Here is a 16,346-nt window from a genome sequence, read left to right on the forward strand (position 1 = left end):
ATGGACGACAGCACCGTGCAGGTGCGGGCCTTCATCAACGAGGTCGAGGGACACCTCCTCGTCGAGGCGGCCCGCGCCGACGGCCGCACGGCGGCCCAGCACTTCACGCGGCGGCTCCCCTGGCTGAGCGACACACAACGCGCCGAGGTCGAACAGCTCTACATCGAGGAGCACCTGTCGCTCACCCGGCACGGGTGGCAGCACATCGCCCGCCGGGGGCACCAACTGCGCGCCGAGTACGAGGAGACGTACCGCGTCCTGCGCCAACGCCTGCTCGTCCGGGGCCTGCTGGGCCTCGCGCTCGGTCTGTCCCTCGTGGTCCTGGTGGCGGGCTGCGTTCTGTAGCGGCGTGGGTGGCCTCTGTGCGGTGCCGCACGGAGGCCACCCACGCCGTGAGGGCGAAGAGAAGGCCGTCAGCCCTTGAACCTCAGCACCGTCTCCGGCGACGCGTTGCCGTACGCGTCCACCGCCCGCACCCGTGCCACTTGGCGTGTGCCGTCCTTCGCGGCGGGCAGCGGGATGTCCAGGTAGCCCGGGCGCGGCATGAAGTAGTACTCGGCGAGGACCTTCGTCGAGAGCAGTTTGGCGCCGGTCGCCGTGGACTCGACGTCGACGCGGTAGTGGTGCACCATCTGGTCGTCGCGCGCCTGGCGGATGCGCAGGGCCTGGCGGCGTCCGCCGGCCGGGGTCCTCTCCTCGACGAGTCCGAGCGGGCGGCGGCCGGTGAACCGCGGTGCGACCGTGTTGCGCCGGGCGTCCGTGTAGGTGAAGCCGTCCTTGATCTGCTGGGGGCTGTCACCCATCAGACGTACGGTCCACGTCGGCCCGCTGAGCGTGCCCGCGCTGGCGTACGGGGGCTGCCAATGCGCCGACCACTGGCCTCCGGTGTAGATGTCGTGCCGGTCCGCCGCCATGTTGACGCGCGCGATGCGTGTGCGGTCGCGGTACACCTCGACGAACAGCGCCTGCGCGGTCGGGGCCTCGAAACGGTCCGCCAGCCCCGTCTCCGTGACCGCCTGGTAGCCGTGGTCCATCTCGACGTACGACATCGACCCGTCGTTCACGGCGGTGAAGTCCCGCTGGTGGATGGAGCGTTCGTCGTTGATGTTCAGATGGGAGTGGCCGGAGAAGTAGATCACCTGCGGGAAGGCGCTCAGGTCCTCGGTGAGGGCGGGGTTCGCCGCCTGCTGGCCGTCCATCGCGGTGCGGGGCGCGGGGCGGTGGCCCTGGACGAGGACGGGCCTGCGCGCGTTCGCCGGGTCCGCGGTGAGCTCGGCGAGCCGCTTCTTGATCCATGTGCGCTGCGCGGGACTGGAGTTGTAGGTCTCGGTGTTGACGGTGAGTACGTGCAGGCCGCGCACCGTCGACTCGTAGTAGCCGCCGCCGGAGTCGGGGAACCAGGGGCGCGGGTAGTGGGCACGGATGTCGGCGAGGCTCGCGTCGTGGTTGCCGTTGGAGAGCAGGACCTGGGTGTCGTCCATGCGCTTGCGCTTCAGGTTGGCGCGGAAGATCTCCGAGACGATGCGGTGGTCGGCGCCGCGGCCGTCGCCGTTGTCGTTGATCATGTCGCCGTTGGAGAGGATCGCGTCGGGCCGGGGGAAGACGGACCCGATGGTGTCGAAGAAGCTCTCGTACTTCTTGTCGTTGTTCTTGTGGTCCCCGATGTGCACGTCGGACATGACGACGAGGCGCGCGAGGGGCTTCTCCGCGGTCCTGACGAGATAGCCGAAGGACAGCGGGACGCTCGCCCTGCCGCCCCGGAAGGCGACGGCGGTGACGTTGGTGTCCTCGGTGATCCGCAGCGGGCGGCCCGGCACGAAGCGGCTGCTGGTCCGGGTGGGTGTCGTGCCGTCCAGCGTGTAGCGGATCGTGGCGCCGCGCTCGGCCCGCAGCGTCAGGGAGACGGGGTGCTCGTACCGGCCGCCCGGGCTGCTGAAGGCCGGGGCGGCGGGAGCGGTGCGGGCGGGGGCCGTGGCGCGGGCCGTCGGGGCGGTCGCGTGGGCGGCGGCCGGGAGGAGCAGCGCCAGTGACGCGGCGGTGATCACGAGAGGGGTGTGTCGCACGGAGGATCCTTGCCTCTGGCCGGGCCTACGGGGCATGCGGCCCGGCGGGAACTCCGGTGACGCTAGAGCCCGTTGATGAGGTGACGAGGCCAGACCAGTTACCTCCCGGTGACTCGCCCGTGAACCGCTCACCTCACCTCCTCGGCGCGGGCGGGCCGAGGCTGCTGGGGTACGCGGACGCGCGTGTCCCGGAGCCGGCCCCCGGCGAGCCCCGCCTCGCGGAAGGTGGCCGCGGTGCTCGCCCACCGGAGCGAGGTGGTCCGGGGCGCGCTGCCGGGACTGGTCGCCGCTCTTTCCCCGGAGGCCCGGGAGCGGCTGCTCTCCACGGAGTGGTACGTCCGTCACGATCCCGCCCCGGTGGCCGGGCCCCAGAAGGCGCTCACCGCGTGAGCGCCGCGGGACGTCGGCCCCGCGGCGCTCGGGCCGTGCGCGTCACCAGATCCGTACGCGCTCCGCACGGTCCAGCCACAGCCCGTCGCCCTCCGCCGTGCCGAACGCCTCGTGGAACTCGTCGAGGTTGCGGACGATGTTGGCGCGGAACTCCGGCGGCGAGTGCGGGTCGATCGTCAGGTACTGCTGCTCCTGCTCCTTGCGGCGCATGGTCCGCCAGCAGTACGCCCAGTTCATGAAGAGCCGCTGCGAGCCGGTGAGGCCGTCCTTCTCGGGCATCGGCGCTCCGTCGAGCGCGATGAGGTACGCGGTGTGGCCGATGGTCAGGCCGCCCAGGTCACCGATGTTCTCGCCGACGGTCAGCGAGCCGTTCACGAACTCGCCCGGGAGGTTGCGGGGCGAGAAGGCGTCGTACTGCTGGATGAGCGCCTTCGACTTCGCCTCGAAGGCGGTCTTGTCGGCGGCGGTCCACCAGTCGTTCAGGTTGCCCTTGCCGTCGTACTGCGCGCCCTGGTCGTCGAAGCCGTGGCCGATCTCGTGGCCGATGACCGAGCCGATGCCGCCGTAGTTCTCCGCCGGGTCCGCGTCGGGCGAGAAGAACGGCTTCTGCAGGATGCCCGCGGGGAAGCAGATCTCGTTGGTGCCCGGGTTGTAGTACGCGTTGACGGTCTGCGGCAGCATGAACCACTCGTCGCGGTCGACCGGAGCGCCGATCTTGGCGAGCTGCCGGTCGGACTCGAACGCGGCCGCCGCCTGCGCGTTGGCGAGCAGGTCGTCGGCCGAGACCTCCAGCGCGGAGTAGTCGCGGAAGGTGTCCGGGTAGCCGATCTTGGGGCGGAACGTGGCGAGCTTCTCGTACGCCCGTTCCTTCGTCTCGTCGGTCATCCAGTCGAGGCGGCCGATCGACTGGCGGTAGGCCTCCAGGAGGTTGGCGACGAGGTCGTCCATCATCGCCTTGGACGACGGCGGGAAGTGCCGCGCGACGTACTCCTTGCCGACCGCCTCGCCCATGGCCCCCTCGACGAGGGCGACGGCGCGCTTCCAGCGGACGCGCAGCTCGGGCGTGCCGTTGAGGGTGCGGCCGTAGAACTCGAAGTTGTTCCGCACGAACTCGTCCGACAGGTACGGCGCGCAGGAGTGCAGCACGCGCGTGAGGGCCCAGTCCCGCCACTGCTCGATCGGCACCTCGGCGAGGACCGTGGAGAGGTGGGCGAGGTAGGACGGCTGGCGGACGCAGGTCTCCGCGATGGTGGCGTCCGAGCCGCCGAGCCCGGCGACGAAGCCGCGCCAGTCGAACTCGGGGGCGAGCGCGGTCAGTTCGTCGAGGGTGGTAAGGTTGTAGGTCTTCAGCACGTCGCGGGTCTCGGCCCGCTCCCAGTGTCCCGCCGCGAGCTTCGTCTCCAGCGCGAGGACCGTCCGCGCGGCGCCCGCGGGGTCCTCGTGCTTGCCGAGGGTGAGGAGCTCGGTGAGGTGGGCGAGGTACTTCTCGCGGATCTCGGCGAACTTCTCTTCGCGGTAGTACGACTCGTCGGGCAGGCCGAGGCCGCCCTGGAGCAGGTTGAAGAGGTAGCGGTCGGAGTCGCGGTCGTCCGAGTCGATGTACGAGCCGAAGAGGCCGGAGCCGCCGATCCGCTCGAAGCGGCCGAGGAAGGCGGCGAGCTCCCGGGTGTCCCGCAGGGCCACCACCTCGTCGATCAAGGGCTGGGCGGGGGCGAGACCACGGGCGGCGATGGTCTCCTCGTCCATGAAGGAGGCGTACAGCGCGGCGATCTTCCTGGCGTCCTCGGAGGCCGCGCCGGGGTCGGCCGAGGCCTGCGCCGCCAGCTCCTGGATGATCGTCTTGACCTGCTGCTCTGCGGTGTCGGCCAGCTGCACGAAGGGGCCCCAGCTGGAGCGGTCCTCGGGGATCTTCTCGGTGTCCAGCCAGACACCGTTGACGTGCCCGAAGAGGTCGTCCTGCGGGCGGATCTCGGGGTTCATGCCCGGGCGGGCGTCATCCAGAATGCTCATCCGGGAAGCCTATGCGAGCGACCGCCCCGGCACGACGGCCATCCCGGCGGTGACCGTGAGGAGTCACCGGGGCACACCAACTCACGCGCAAAACGTCCCAATAGGAGAGATAGGGTATTGCGTCAACCTCCGTACGCCTGTGACACCCAGGAGAACCCCCGTGACCGTAGCCTTCTCCCCCGCCGAGGACGCCACCGCATCCGAGGCCGGCGCCGCCCCCGAGGAAGCCATGTGGTCCGCGGAGCCCGACGCGGCAGAGCTGGTCGCCGAGGACGCCCGTGACTTCGGGGCGTACGCGCGCACCGGCGGCTGGGCCTTCGGCCTCAAGGTCGCCCGCAGCGTGCGGCCCGGCGGGCAGGGTGCCGACGAGACGCCGAAGGTCTCGGCCAAGGAGTTCGCCGAGCTGGCCGGCTGCTCGGCCGACCGCGTCATGCGCTACTACAAGGCCTGGGACAAGGCCGCCGACGACGGCATGGTCCCGCACTTCGAGGCGCTCTCCCCCGGCATGGACGTCGAACTCCCGGACGCCGACGTCTGGTTGTCGTACTACTCCGCCCGCTCCAGCGCCCTCACCCGGCGCGGCGAGGCGATCACCGAGGCGGCCGAGGCCGAGGGCATCCGGCCCACCAAGGCGCTGGAGGTCGCGGAGAACCCCACCGCCCTGCGCGCCGCGATCCTCGCCGACCCCGGCACCGCCGAAGCGGCCCGCAAGGCCCTGATGGACCGCCTCGACGAGGACCCGGCGCTGCGCACCGAGCTGGTCCGTGACATCGTCCGCGCCGACGACCTCAAGAAGGCCGTCGCGGCCGAGGCGAAGGCGGGCGACCGTGTCGACTACGTCCGCCAGATCGTGGAGAAGGGCCAGGTCAAGACGCCCGCGGGACAGATGATCGACGCTCCCGCCGAGCTGCGCGAGGAGGCCGAGCGGCACCTCTCCCTGATCGACGAGCTGGACGACGGCGAAGAGTCCGGCGAGTGGGCGCGCGAGGCGTACGACACGGTCCGCGACATGGTGGCGCAGACCGTTCAGGGCGACCCGGAGCTGCGGGTGCAGGAGCGGCGCGCGAAGTTCTACAGCAGCCTGCAGAAGGCCACGAAGGTCTTCGAGGAGCTCACGTTCGACGACGTGGACGACATCGACGACATCTACGAGGACGACATGGTGCGGCGGCTCGAGGACCTCCAGCAGGCCATCGGCGCGTGCATCACCGCACTCCAGACGGCGACCGCCCAGCAGGAGCGGGCTTCTTCCTGACGGTCTCCCGCTGCCGGGCCCGGGGCCTGTCCCGTACGTCCCGAGGTTGATCACGGTCCCGCCCGTAGCACTCGAGTCGTACGCGATGACCCGCACCGGGAGGGATTCGCCGCCCCGGGCCCGGCTCGTAGCTTCTTGATCACGCCACTGTGCCGAACGATCGAGAGGCCCCGGATCCATGTACGTCAAGGCATTCGCCCCGGAGTACCAGGGCGAGCTGCGCGCGAAGCTGACCGTCAACTCCTCCTACGAGGAGGTCCGCGCCACCGCGAGCCGTGCGCTCTCCCGGGCGGGCGGCGCGGCCGAGCGGGCGCGTGCCGCCCTCGCGCTCGCCGAGGCCGGCCGGCGGCTCGGCCGGGTCGACGACGCGGGCGCCGCGTGGCGGCAGAGCTACCGCGACGCACGTACCGCCGGGGACGGCGGGGCCATGGCCTGGGCGCTGTGGAGCGGCGGCACCCTCGCGCGGCAGTGCGGTGCGCTGCCGCTCGCCCGGCGGCTGCTCGCCCACAGCGTCGAGCTGGCCACGGGCAGCGGCGACGACCTCGCGCACGGCTACGCGCTCGCGGGCCTCGCCGAGACGGGCCGCATCCAGGGGGACTACGCGGCCGTCGCCGCGCTCCACGAGGAGCTGCTCGCGCAGGGGCGGGAGCGCGGCGAGGCGCGGCACATGGTCTGGGCGATGACGGGGATAGCGCAGATGCACCGGAACTCCGGTGATCACGCGAAGGCCCTGGAACTGTTCGAGGAGTCGGTCCGGATCGCCACCGACGCGGACGACGCGCGGGGACGCGCCTGGTCGCTGCGGGGCGTGGCCGACGTGCTTTCGCTGCGGGGCGAACCGGACCGGGCGCTGGCCCTGCTGTCCGAGGCGGAGGCGGTGTGCCGGGAAATGGACCTGGCGAGCGCACTCGCCTACAACCACAAGATGCGCGGCAACGTCCTCTACCGCGCCGGGCGTTACGCGACGGCGCGGGAGACCTACGCCGTCGCGCTGCAGGAGTTCGACGCGATGGGCGAGCCCCGCGGTTCCGCGCTCTCCCGGCTCGGGCTGGCGAAGTGCCGGGCGCGGCTCGGGCACGACCGGGAGGAGACCCTCGCCGAACTGGCCGTCCTTGAGGCCGACTTCGGCCGTATGGGCCTGCGCCACGCACGCGACATGGTGGTCGCCTTCCGCGCCGAGACAGCGCCCGCCGCGACCACCGCGCCCCTCGCGGCCACCGTCAGCGTGTAAGCGTGATGCGGATTCCCACCGTGCCGTTCAGGCCGCGGCGGATCCTGCTGCCGAACAGGGTGAGGAAGCCGACGACCCCGTACTTGTGCAGGATCAGGGTGCGGTAGCGGGCCGTGACGTCCGGTTCGCAGATCTCGGCCGTGGCGGGCACCTGCTCGCCCGTGGGCTTGCCCCGCCGGTCGCACGGTCCGACCATGACGTCCGCGCGCCTGCGGATCCGCTTCGCCTTCCACGAGTCCCCGGGCGTCCAGATGCCGAGCGCGTCGTCGTCCGCGACGACCCAGACGGGGCTCGGGACGAGCGTGCCGTCCTTCTTGTAGCTGCTGACCAGCAGGTATTTTCCGGAGCTGAGCTGCGTCAGCAGGGTGTCGGCCATGCCGAGAGTCTAGGTCCGGCCCGGTGGAGGGGCCCGGCGGCCCGGGCAGCCGGGCAGCCGGGCAGCCGGGCAGGACACGTAACCCCTTATTTTGGTTACATGGAACAGCCTCTGCCGCCCCCCGGCATGCCGATGACGTCCCGGAGCGGATCCACCTACCGCTTCGACCCCGGCGCGCTCTGCCTGGAACTGCTCACCACCGGCGGCCCCGGCGAGTTCAAGCGGTACGAGACGCTGCACGCGCCCGGCGATCTGACCGCGTGGGCGGAGCGGTCGCGGCTGCGGCCCACGCCGGTGGCGGAGGTGTCCGACGCCGAGGTGAGAGCCGCCCGGCGGCTGCGGGACGCCCTGTTCCGGGTGACGACCGCCCGAGCCCTGGACGATCCCGCCGACCCGGCCGACATCGACGTCATCAACGAAGCCGCCGCCCACCCGCCGCTGATCCCCGCCGTCGCACCGGACGGCGGGCGCGGCTGGGCGGGCCCCGCCGACGGGACCCGGCTGCTCGCCACCGTGGCGCGCGACGCGGTCGAGCTCCTGACCGGACCGTTCGCGCACCGCATCCGGATGTGCTCGGCGGGAAACTGCTCCCTGGTCTACGTGGACACCTCGCGCCCCGGCCGCCGCCGCTGGTGCTCGATGGAGCACTGCGGCAACCGCAACAAGGTCAGGACGCTGCGCGCGCGCCGCTCCGACGAGGACACCGCCTGATGGACCGCCGATGAGCCGTCAGGAGACGGAAGGGCCGGTGGGGACGCTGCGCTCCGTGGATCTGGCGCGCGCGGCCGGTCTCTCGCCGCAGCAGATCCGCAACTACGCCGACGCGGGCATCCTGCCGCCCGCCCCGCGCTCCCCCGACGGCGCTGGAGCGGCGGGCACGGGCGATGCTGGAGGGCGCGGCGCACCTGCACGGCTACCTCGCGGGCCGGTCCGACGCCGAAGGCCCGCCGGCGGCTGCCGTCAGGCCTTCGGCCACGGGGTCACTTCGGTCACCGCGTCCACGGGCAACGGCCCGTAGAGGTGCGGGAACTCGGCGCCGCCGGGCTTCGCGGCCTCGAAGCGCAGCGGCGCGGTCAGGCGTTCGCTGTCGATGGTGAGGACCACCAGCTCGTCCGGGCCCGCGTAGTCCCCGTAGACGAACTCGGCCACGTCCCGCAGCTGGTCCGGCAGCGAGCAGTGGATGAAGCCTTCCTCGCCCAACGTCTTTCCGCGGGTCGACATCTCGTACGTCCCGGCCCGCCGGGCCGCGTCCCACAGGGCGCGCTCGGTGATGTGCAGCAGTCGTGTCATGGATCAACGGTACGGGGCGGGCGGCTCACCCCGGCGGGAATATCGCGCGAGCTCCGGACGAAGACCCGTGTACGCTCCACGGGCCTTCGATGCTGCCGGTGAGAGGAGCCAATGGGATGCGGTCCATGAGCGAGAGCGAGTGGCGGTCCTTCGTCCTGGAGGGAACGCGTACGGGGAAGCTCGCGACGAACCGGGCGGACGGGCGGCCCCACGTGACGCCGGTGTGGTTCCTGCTCGACGGGGACGAGCTCGTGTTCACCACGTGGCACGAGTCCGTCAAGTACAAGGCACTGCGCCGCGAGCCCCGCTTCTCGCTCTGCGTCGACGACCAGGCGCCGCCCTTCTCGTACGTGATGCTGGAGTGCACCGCGGACTTCACCGACGACCCCGGCGTCCTGCTCGACTGGGCGACCCGGATCGGCGGCCGGTACATGGGCGCCGATCACGCGGAGGCATACGGTAAACGGAACTCCGTACCGGGCGAGTATCTGGTGCGGGCCCGCGTCGACCGCGTGATCGCCTTCGGGGGCATCGCCGACTGACCTCGCCCCACCACGGCGGGCCCGGGTCAGGGCCGCGCGGCCTCCAGGGCTTCGGCGAGCGCGGTGTGGAAGTAGGCGTGCTGCCGTGCGCTGGGCGGCAGTTCGGGGTTCCACGGCAGGCTGGGGACGCCGGGGCCGAAGACGTCGCCCAGTGGCGCCGCATTGCCGCGCACGTCGGTGAGGACGAGGTCCGGCTCCAGCGCGGCCGCCTCCGTCCAGGTGGTCGTGGACCAGTTGGCGCCCTGCCCGGGGTCCGGGTCCACGAGGCCGACGCCGAAACCGGCGAGCGCGGCGAGGTCGGGCCAGGCGTACGGCCTCGCCAGGTGGACGGAGTCGGGTCCCGCCGGGGAGAGGGCGAGCACCCGGGACCGTGCGGGTCCCGCGGCCGCGGCGGCCAACCGGCGCTCGGCGGCGGCGAGTTCGGCGTCCGCCTCGGGCCGCGCCACGGCGCCCAGGCTGCGCGCGAGGGCGGTGAGACGGTCCCGGATTCCGGCGAGGCCGCGGCCGCCGCCGACGTCGAGCACGACCAGCGGGACCTGTTCCTCCAGGTGTTTGGCGGCCTCCGGGTCGATGCCGTAGACCTGACCGCCGCCGTAGGTGAGCGCCACGACCAGATCGGGCGCGGCGGCGAGGAGGGCGTCAAGGTCGAGCGCGGAACCGGCACCGAAGTAGGGGATCCCGGTCAGGGGAAGGTCGCCCATCTTGGCCGGGTCGGGCAGGGCCGGGTCGTCGTGCGCCGACCCGAAGAGGCCGGCGGGGCGTATGCCGTGGTCGTACAGGGCGGCGCCGGTCGGCACGTAGGCGACCGGCCGGGACGGGCGGCGCCCGGTCCTCACCAGGTGGCCCCGGTCGTCGGTGAACTCCCAGCCCCGGTCCGCGCCTCGTGCCATGGTGCCCGACCCCTCCCGCCGTCCCGTGCCGCGGCCCCTCGTGCCGTGGCCGTCCCGGTGCTACCTGCCCGGGCGTGCCCCGGAGTACACGGGACCGGTCACTTCGCGGTGTCAGGCGTCCAGGCGGCGCCGGGAGAGCCAGGCGACGATCTCCGGGTCGTGGTGGTCGAAGAACTGCGACTCCCCGGTGTCCAGCGTGGTGATCTGGGCCATCTGGTGGTCGGACAGTTCGAAGTCGAAGATGTCGATGTTCTCCGCGATGCGTCCGGCGCGGACCGACTTGGGGATCGCGCCGATGCCGCGCTGGGTCAGCCACCGCAGGACCACCTGCGCCACGGACTTGCCGTACTGCCTGCCGATCTCCCGCAGCAACGGGGTGGCGAAGAGGTCGTTCCTGCCCTCGGCGAAACCGCCCCAGGACTGGATCCGGACCCCGTACTCGCGCAGGACGTCGTGGTCGGCGGCGCGCTGGAAGAACGGGTGGGTCTCGATCTGGTTGACCGCGGGCGTGACGGCGTTGTTGAGGCTGAGGTCGATCAGCCGGTCGGGGGAAAAGTTGGCGACGCCGATCGCTCTGGCGTGGCCCTCGCGGTGGAGGGCCTCCATGGCGCGCCACTGTCCGTACACGTCGCCGTAGGGCTGGTGCATCAGATACAGGTCGAGGTAATCCAGACCCAGTTTGGCCAGCGACGTCTCGAAGGCGCGCCGGGTGTTGTCCTCGGCGGGGGCGTCCTGCACCCAGAGCTTGCCGGTGATGAACAGTTCCTCGCGCGGGATGCCGCTGCTCTTGACCGCCCAGCCGACGGCCTCCTCGTTGCCGAAGGCGGCGGCGGTGTCGATCAGCCGGTATCCGGCGGCGAGGGCCTCGGAGACGGCCTGCTCCGTCAGCTCCGGCGGGATCCGGTGGACGCCGAAGCCGAGGATCGGCATCTCGGTGCCGCTGTTCAGGGTGACGTGCTCCATGGTGCCTCCTTCGTTCTCCGGTTCCTCGTCCACCGGCAGCTCCACTGTGGCCCGCGCGCCCCGGCGGCGCCCGCCCAGACGGCCGACCGGGGCCCCGCGCGGCCGGTACCGCCCCCCGTATGGCGCAAGCGGCCGGCGCGGGCGCGGAACCGGGCCCCGGCGGGCAGGGTCACGCGGAGACGGTCACGTGAGACACCTGGGGCACGTAAGGGGCGTCACGGAGAGCACGTCACTTCTTCGCGCACAGCACGGTGTCCACGAGCCGGTCGGTGCGGTCGTCGCGGTCCTCCTTGGCCATGTTGGTGGAACGCATCACGATGACCCCCTTCTTGCCCTTGTCGACGAAGCCGTTGGTGTTCAGGTGGCCGAGCGTGGTCCCGCCGTGGCCCCAGTACCCGCCTCCGCAGCTGAGCCGCGTCCAGAAGATGCCGAGGCCCATCCGGGTCTCCACCTTGTCGCTCGCTTCGGGGGCCGGCACCGTCTTGAGCATCTGCGCCATCTGGCGCGGCGCCAGCAGCTTGCCGCCGAGGAGGCTCTGCCAGAAGCGGGTGAGGTCGTTCGACGTGGTGACGAGGTCGCCCGCCGAGCCGCCCCAGGTCATGCTCACCTCGGTGCTGTCGACCAGGCGGCCCCCGGGCTTGAACTGCTGGTAGCCCTTGGCGTGCGGCCGGGGCAGGCCCGTGCGCGTGCCCGCCGAGAAGGTGTGCTTCAGACCGAGGGGCTCGATGATCCGCTTTTGCACCTCGTCGCTCCAGTGCCGCCCCGTCACCTTCTCGATGATCATCCCCGCCAGGATGTAGCCGGTGTTGGAGTAGCTCCAGCCCTTGCCGGGCTCGAAGAGGGGCCGGTGGCGGAGGGCAAGGTCGACCAGGTCGCGCGGCGCGTAGCGGTCGAAGCGGTGCTTCTGGAACTCCTCCTCGCTGGTGATGGGCAGGCTCTCGTCGTAGTCGGGCAGCCCGCTGGTGTGCTGCAGGAGCTGGCGTACGGTGATCCGCCGGCCGTCGTTGCCGTTGGCGTCGACCACGCCGGGGAGCCACCGGTGGACGCTGTCGTCCAGGCCTATGCGGCCCTCGCCGACCAGTTGCAGCATCACGGTGGAGACGAAGGTCTTGGTGTTGCTGCCCATCCGGAAGTAGCCCTGGTGCGGGACGGGCCGGCCGGTCTCGCGGTCGGCGGTTCCGCTCCGCACGGAGGTGCGGCGCTCTCCGTCCACCAGGGTGCCCTGGGCGCCCACCACCCCGTCCTTGCGCACGATGTCGTCGAGGCCTCGCTGGAGGTCCGCCGCCCGGCCGTGTCCGGCGCGGTCGTGGTCGGCCGTGGCCCACGCGGTGGAGACCGGCATCGCCAGCGTCGCCGCCACCGCGATCGCCGCCACCGAGCCGAGGGCGGCCCTGCGGCGCGTCGAGGCGGGCCGGGGGCCGGCTCCCGCGGTCCCCCCGGCTCCCTGGGCGTCCGGACGGGCCGGGGTGCCCGAGGCGTCACGGGTCGAGTTTCGCAGCTGCGTCATGGCGGTTACCTCACCTCGCTGGAAGGAGCTCGAAGGAACCCCAACAGCCCTGTGGGCAGCGGGTGTTGGAGTGTCGAGCAGCGGCCGGGCGGTTCGTCCGGCGCAAGATCATTCACCCATGCGAGAACGGTGGCCCGCCATGGAGGAGCCCCCCTGACGGAAGGTACGGAGAACCCCACCTTGATAGGCAAGTCGATGCTTGCCTATCGTGGAGGCGTGACGGACGATGTCTTCAAGGCGCTGGCCGACCCCACCCGCCGGCGCATCCTCGACGAGCTGGCGGAACGGGACGGCCAGACGCTGTTCGAGATATGCGCGAGGCTGGTGTCCAGGCACAACCTGGGACTGTCCCGCCAGGCGATCAGCCAGCACCTGGCCGTACTGGAGTCGGCGGGCCTGGTCCGCTCGCGGCGCCAGGGCCGCTGCAAGTTCCACGACCTGACCCCCGAACCCCTTGAGCACATCGTGACCCGATGGCTCACACCCCGCCCCGATACACCGGAGGACCCCCCATGAGGATCAACCTGACCAGCGTCTTCGTCGACGACCAGGAGAAGGCCCTGCGTTTCTACACGGACGTACTGGGCTTCGTGAAGAAGACCGAGATCGCGGTGGGCGAGGGCGGGGACCGCTGGCTGACCGTGGTCTCACCGGAAGAGCCCGACGGGACCGAGCTGCTGCTCGAACCGGACGGGCACCCCGCGGTGAAGCCGTACAAGTCGGCGCTCGTCGAGGACGGCATCCCGGCCGCGGCCTTCGCCGTGGACGACGTGCAGGCGGAGTTCGACCGGCTGCGCGCGGCCGGTGTGCGCTTCACCCAGGAGCCACTGGAGATGGATGAGGTCACCGTCGCCGTCCTGGACGACACCTGCGGCAATCTGATTCAGATCATGCACACCAAGTAGGGCGGCGCGGACGGGGCACCGGACCGGCGCCACGGCTCCTCGCCCGACCGGCCGGGTGGACGCACGTCACCTCCGCAGCCAGTGCCCCGCACCCCACGCCCAGTCGGTGAACAGGGCCTCGTCCCCCAGTACTTCGATGCCCTCGGTGGCGTCGGGCCTGCGGCGCTGGTACAGGCGCAGCAGGAGGTCCGCCAGCGGGCCGCGTACGGCGGTGGTCGCCTTCTCGTGGGCGCGGGTCCAGGTGATCGGCTCCTCGCTGAGGTCGATCAGCCACTCCCCCGTGCCCTCGGGGGCGTCCGTCGCGTGCAGGTGGAGCGTGCGGCCGGGACCGAGCAGCGCACGCCGCGTGTCCTGCGACTCGTACGCCTGGTTCAGGGCGCTGAACTCGATCCACTCGTCGAGGCCGTCGAGCGCGACGTCCGCGTCGAGGGTGTACGTCCCGCCGACGGCCGCCGTCGCGTCGAAGCGGTGGACGACGGTTTCGTACGTCATGCGGCGGGCCCAGAAGAGCGGGGTGCCGCCCGGGGCCACCGTCCACACCGCGACGTCGGGACCCGCCTCGCGCAGGGTCTCCGCGAACTGGGCGGCCCCTTCGGTGAGCCATGCGGAGAGCGCGGGGATGTCGTCGTCGGCCTCGGGCGTCACGTGATTGACCTGCTCGTCCGGGACCGGTCCGGTGGCCCGGGTCCGCACGACCGTCTCGGCCCAGCGGTGCGTGCCGCCGACGTGGCGCAGCAGGTGCGCGAGGGTCCACCCGGGGCATCCCGGCACGGGCGCGGTCGCCTTCGCTCCGGCGACGGCAGAGGTCAACTGGGCTGTCTGGTCGACGATTCGGTCGGCGTAACGGTCATGAACCGCTCTGCGGCTGGGGCGCGTCATGTCGTCACGGTAGTCCACGGGTTGCAGGATGCCGGGCACGAACCAGGGACTGATGAGGACCGAGGGGCGTGCGGGGGTGGAGTGCGAAGGGTCCGAGCGCGGAGGTGCGGGTCGCGGGGGCACGGGCTGCGGGACATCGGTCAACGGGGGACCTGAGTAAGGGAGTTCGGGCGGCGCGGGCTCCGAGGCCCCGGGCCGCGCGGGTCCTTGCCGCGGGCCAGTGGTTCGCCGGAGGGTCGGCCTCGTGGGCCGCGGGCTCTCGGTCATGCCGACGTCGCCAGGAACTGGGTCGCCGCCAGCTCGCCGTACAGCGGGTCCGCCGCGACCAGTTCGGTGTGCGTGCCCACCGCCCGTACCTTTCCCGCGTCCATCACCACGATCCGGTCCGCCAGCGTCACCGTGGACAGGCGGTGCGCCACCACCAGGACCGTGACCTCGCGGGACACCTCGGCCACCACGTCCCGCAGGGCCAGTTCGTTCACCGCGTCGAGCTGGGAGGTCGCCTCGTCGAGCAGCAGCAGGCGGGGCTTACGGAGCAGGGCCCTGGCGATCGCCACCCGTTGCCGCTCGCCGCCGGACAGCTTGGAGCCCCGGTGGCCGACCACCGTCTCCAGGCCGTCCGGCAACCGGTCGACCACGGCGTCGAGCCGTGCGCGGGCCAGTACGTGCCGGACTTCGGCATCGGTGGCGTCCGGCGCGGCGAAGAGGAGGTTCTCGCGCAGGGTGCCCGCGAGGACGGGGGCGTCCTGCTCCACGTACCCGATGGCCGCCCGCAACTCGGCGAGCGGCCACTCGCGCACGTCCCTGCCGTCGACGAGGACCCGGCCGCCCGTCGCCTCGTAGAACCGCTCGATGAGGCCGAACACGGTGGTCTTGCCCGCGCCCGAGGGACCCACGAACGCCGTCATGCCCGGGCCGGGGACGTCGAAGTCCACGCCGTGATGCACGTACGGGAGGTCGTCGCGGTAGCGGAAGGTCACGTCGTCGAAGGTGACGGACGCCGCGCCGGGAGGGGACGCGGTCCCTACCGCCTCCTCCGCCTCCGGCCCGTCCGTCCGCTCGGTCTCCAGGCGTTCGGCCTGCACGATGCGGGCAACCGCCGCCGACCCCACCTGGTACTGCGACACCGCCCCGACCAGGCGCGACACCGGGTCGATCAGGTAGAAGAGGAAGAGCAGGAAGGCTACGAGGGTCGAGACGGATATCGCGCCCGACGCCACCCGCGCGCCGCCGATCCCGAGCACCGCGAGGAACGACACCTGCACCGCGAGGCCGACCGCGCTCCACGCGAGCGACTGCCATTTCGCCGACCGCACCCCGTGCCGCCACGCGTCCTGCGCGGCCGCCTCCACCGCGGCCGCCTCACGCTGCTCGGCGCCGGATGCCTTCAGCGTGCGGAAGGCGCCGAACGCCCGCTCCAGCGCGGTCGAGATGGTGCCGACCGCCGCCTGCGCCCGCTCCGTGGACTGCGCGATCTTCGGCATGACCAGGGACACCGCGCCGCCGATGAGCACGATCACGCCCATCGTCACGCCGAGCAGCACCGGGTCCATCAGCCCCATCATCACGATCGTCGCGAGGAAGGTGAGCCCGCCCGACGCGGCGGACACCACGGACTGGGTCGTCACCGCCCGCAGCAGCGTCGTGTCCGAGGTGACCCGGGACATCAGGTCGCCCGGCTGGGTCCGCTCGACCTCCGCGAGACGCAGCCGCAGCAGCCGTCCGATCAGGGTGCGCCGCGCCGCGAGCACGACGGACTCGGCGGTGCGCTCCAGGACGTACGCGCCGACGGATTCGATCGCGGTGCCGAGCACTACCAGGGCGGTGAGGAGCACCAGGATGCCGGTGATGGAGTCGTCGCTGCCCAGCCGGTCGACCAGGGACTTGGCCGCCAGCGGCTGGGCGAGGCCGGTCGCCGAACCGATCAGCGTCAGGAAGGCACCGAGCGCGACGGCACCGCGGTGCGGCCGGAAGTGCCGGTACAGGGCGCGCCAGGTCTCCTTGGCGGGCATCCGCTCCGGCTCCCCGGCGGCTTTGCCGATCGG

At 72.0% G+C, this 16,346-nt stretch carries 17 protein-coding genes and 1 pseudogene; 9 read left to right on the forward strand and 9 right to left on the reverse strand.

From position 1 onward, the window contains the following. The gene (locus ACZ69I_RS09975; RefSeq protein WP_470831342.1) at nt 1–345 is read left to right on the forward strand and encodes a hypothetical protein; all 345 of its coding nucleotides are present in this window, start codon (nt 1–3) and stop codon (nt 343–345) included. 68 nt (nt 346–413) lie between these two features. On the opposite strand, the gene ACZ69I_RS09980 is transcribed toward ACZ69I_RS09975, so the two are convergent. After that, on the reverse strand, nt 414–2,063 hold the full coding sequence (locus ACZ69I_RS09980; protein ID WP_470831343.1) for a chitobiase/beta-hexosaminidase C-terminal domain-containing protein: 1,650 nt from the start codon (nt 2,061–2,063) through the stop codon (nt 414–416). 234 nt (nt 2,064–2,297) lie between these two features. On the opposite strand from ACZ69I_RS09980, the gene ACZ69I_RS09985 reads away from it, so the two are divergent. Continuing rightward, nucleotides 2,298–2,453 (forward strand): hypothetical protein, encoded by a 156-nt coding sequence (locus ACZ69I_RS09985; protein ID WP_470831345.1) that lies wholly within the window; start codon nt 2,298–2,300, stop codon nt 2,451–2,453. Between the two features lie 42 nt (nt 2,454–2,495). Here ACZ69I_RS09985 and ACZ69I_RS09990 read toward each other — a convergent pair whose 3' ends face one another. Next, nucleotides 2,496–4,463, reverse strand: a complete 1,968-nt coding sequence (locus tag ACZ69I_RS09990; protein WP_470831347.1) for a M13 family metallopeptidase — start codon at nt 4,461–4,463, stop codon at nt 2,496–2,498. A gap of 229 nt (nt 4,464–4,692) precedes the next feature. On the opposite strand from ACZ69I_RS09990, the gene ACZ69I_RS09995 reads away from it, so the two are divergent. Together ACZ69I_RS09995 and ACZ69I_RS10000 are read left to right on the forward strand one after the other, a co-directional pair. After that, on the forward strand, nt 4,693–5,718 hold the full coding sequence (locus ACZ69I_RS09995) for a hypothetical protein (protein ID WP_470831583.1): 1,026 nt from the start codon (nt 4,693–4,695) through the stop codon (nt 5,716–5,718). A gap of 178 nt (nt 5,719–5,896) precedes the next feature. Continuing rightward, on the forward strand, nt 5,897–6,949 hold the full coding sequence (locus ACZ69I_RS10000) for a tetratricopeptide repeat protein (RefSeq protein WP_470831348.1): 1,053 nt from the start codon (nt 5,897–5,899) through the stop codon (nt 6,947–6,949). Here ACZ69I_RS10000 and ACZ69I_RS10005 read toward each other — a convergent pair. After that, entirely contained in the window at nt 6,939–7,325 is a 387-nt protein-coding gene (locus ACZ69I_RS10005) for a PPOX class F420-dependent oxidoreductase (protein ID WP_470831349.1), read from the reverse strand. The two genes, ACZ69I_RS10000 and ACZ69I_RS10005, sit on opposite strands and share 11 nt — an antisense overlap. A 99-nt stretch (nt 7,326–7,424) precedes the next feature. On the opposite strand from ACZ69I_RS10005, the gene ACZ69I_RS10010 reads away from it, so the two are divergent. Both ACZ69I_RS10010 and ACZ69I_RS10015 read left to right on the forward strand, forming a co-directional pair. Then, on the forward strand, nt 7,425–8,036 hold the full coding sequence (locus ACZ69I_RS10010) for a CGNR zinc finger domain-containing protein (protein WP_470831351.1): 612 nt from the start codon (nt 7,425–7,427) through the stop codon (nt 8,034–8,036). A gap of 10 nt (nt 8,037–8,046) precedes the next feature. Next, a pseudogene (locus ACZ69I_RS10015) lies at nt 8,047–8,187 on the forward strand (MerR family DNA-binding transcriptional regulator); the annotation flags it as partial. Between the two features lie 98 nt (nt 8,188–8,285). On the opposite strand, the gene ACZ69I_RS10020 reads toward ACZ69I_RS10015, so the two are convergent. Then, entirely contained in the window at nt 8,286–8,615 is a 330-nt protein-coding gene (locus tag ACZ69I_RS10020; RefSeq protein ID WP_470831352.1) for a DUF952 domain-containing protein, read from the reverse strand. 125 nt (nt 8,616–8,740) lie between these two features. On the opposite strand from ACZ69I_RS10020, the gene ACZ69I_RS10025 reads away from it, so the two are divergent. After that, nucleotides 8,741–9,157, forward strand: a complete 417-nt coding sequence (locus ACZ69I_RS10025) for a PPOX class F420-dependent oxidoreductase (RefSeq protein ID WP_470831354.1) — start codon at nt 8,741–8,743, stop codon at nt 9,155–9,157. A 26-nt stretch (nt 9,158–9,183) separates the two neighbouring features. On the opposite strand, the gene ACZ69I_RS10030 is transcribed toward ACZ69I_RS10025, so the two are convergent. The 3 genes from ACZ69I_RS10030 to ACZ69I_RS10040 all read right to left on the reverse strand — a co-directional run bounded on the left by ACZ69I_RS10030 (nt 9,184) and on the right by ACZ69I_RS10040 (nt 12,517). Next, complete coding sequence (locus tag ACZ69I_RS10030) at nt 9,184–10,047, reverse strand: ABC transporter substrate-binding protein (RefSeq protein ID WP_470831355.1); 864 nt, start codon at nt 10,045–10,047, stop codon at nt 9,184–9,186. 111 nt (nt 10,048–10,158) lie between these two features. Continuing rightward, nucleotides 10,159–11,010: an aldo/keto reductase gene (locus ACZ69I_RS10035; protein WP_470831584.1), complete on the reverse strand. Its 852-nt coding sequence runs from the start codon at nt 11,008–11,010 to the stop codon at nt 10,159–10,161. Between the two features lie 229 nt (nt 11,011–11,239). After that, the gene (locus ACZ69I_RS10040; protein ID WP_470831357.1) at nt 11,240–12,517 is read right to left on the reverse strand and encodes a serine hydrolase domain-containing protein; all 1,278 of its coding nucleotides are present in this window, start codon (nt 12,515–12,517) and stop codon (nt 11,240–11,242) included. A 216-nt stretch (nt 12,518–12,733) separates the two neighbouring features. Here ACZ69I_RS10040 and ACZ69I_RS10045 point away from each other — a divergent pair, with 216 nt between their 5' ends. Both ACZ69I_RS10045 and ACZ69I_RS10050 read left to right on the forward strand, forming a co-directional pair. Next, nucleotides 12,734–13,033, forward strand: coding sequence for an ArsR/SmtB family transcription factor (locus tag ACZ69I_RS10045; protein WP_470831358.1), 300 nt, complete (start codon nt 12,734–12,736; stop codon nt 13,031–13,033). After that, nucleotides 13,030–13,422 (forward strand): VOC family protein, encoded by a 393-nt coding sequence (locus tag ACZ69I_RS10050; protein ID WP_470831360.1) that lies wholly within the window; start codon nt 13,030–13,032, stop codon nt 13,420–13,422. Before ACZ69I_RS10045 ends, ACZ69I_RS10050 begins: the two co-directional genes overlap by 4 nt. A 66-nt stretch (nt 13,423–13,488) precedes the next feature. Here the strand turns inward: ACZ69I_RS10050 and ACZ69I_RS10055 are convergent, their stop codons facing one another. After that, complete coding sequence (locus ACZ69I_RS10055) at nt 13,489–14,301, reverse strand: maleylpyruvate isomerase family mycothiol-dependent enzyme (protein WP_470831362.1); 813 nt, start codon at nt 14,299–14,301, stop codon at nt 13,489–13,491. A 263-nt stretch (nt 14,302–14,564) separates the two neighbouring features. Continuing rightward, the gene (locus ACZ69I_RS10060) at nt 14,565–16,313 is read right to left on the reverse strand and encodes an ABC transporter ATP-binding protein (RefSeq protein ID WP_470831586.1); all 1,749 of its coding nucleotides are present in this window, start codon (nt 16,311–16,313) and stop codon (nt 14,565–14,567) included. Nucleotides 16,314–16,346 lie beyond the last annotated feature (33 nt).

Source organism: Streptomyces sp. NPDC036815, assembly GCF_055609205.1.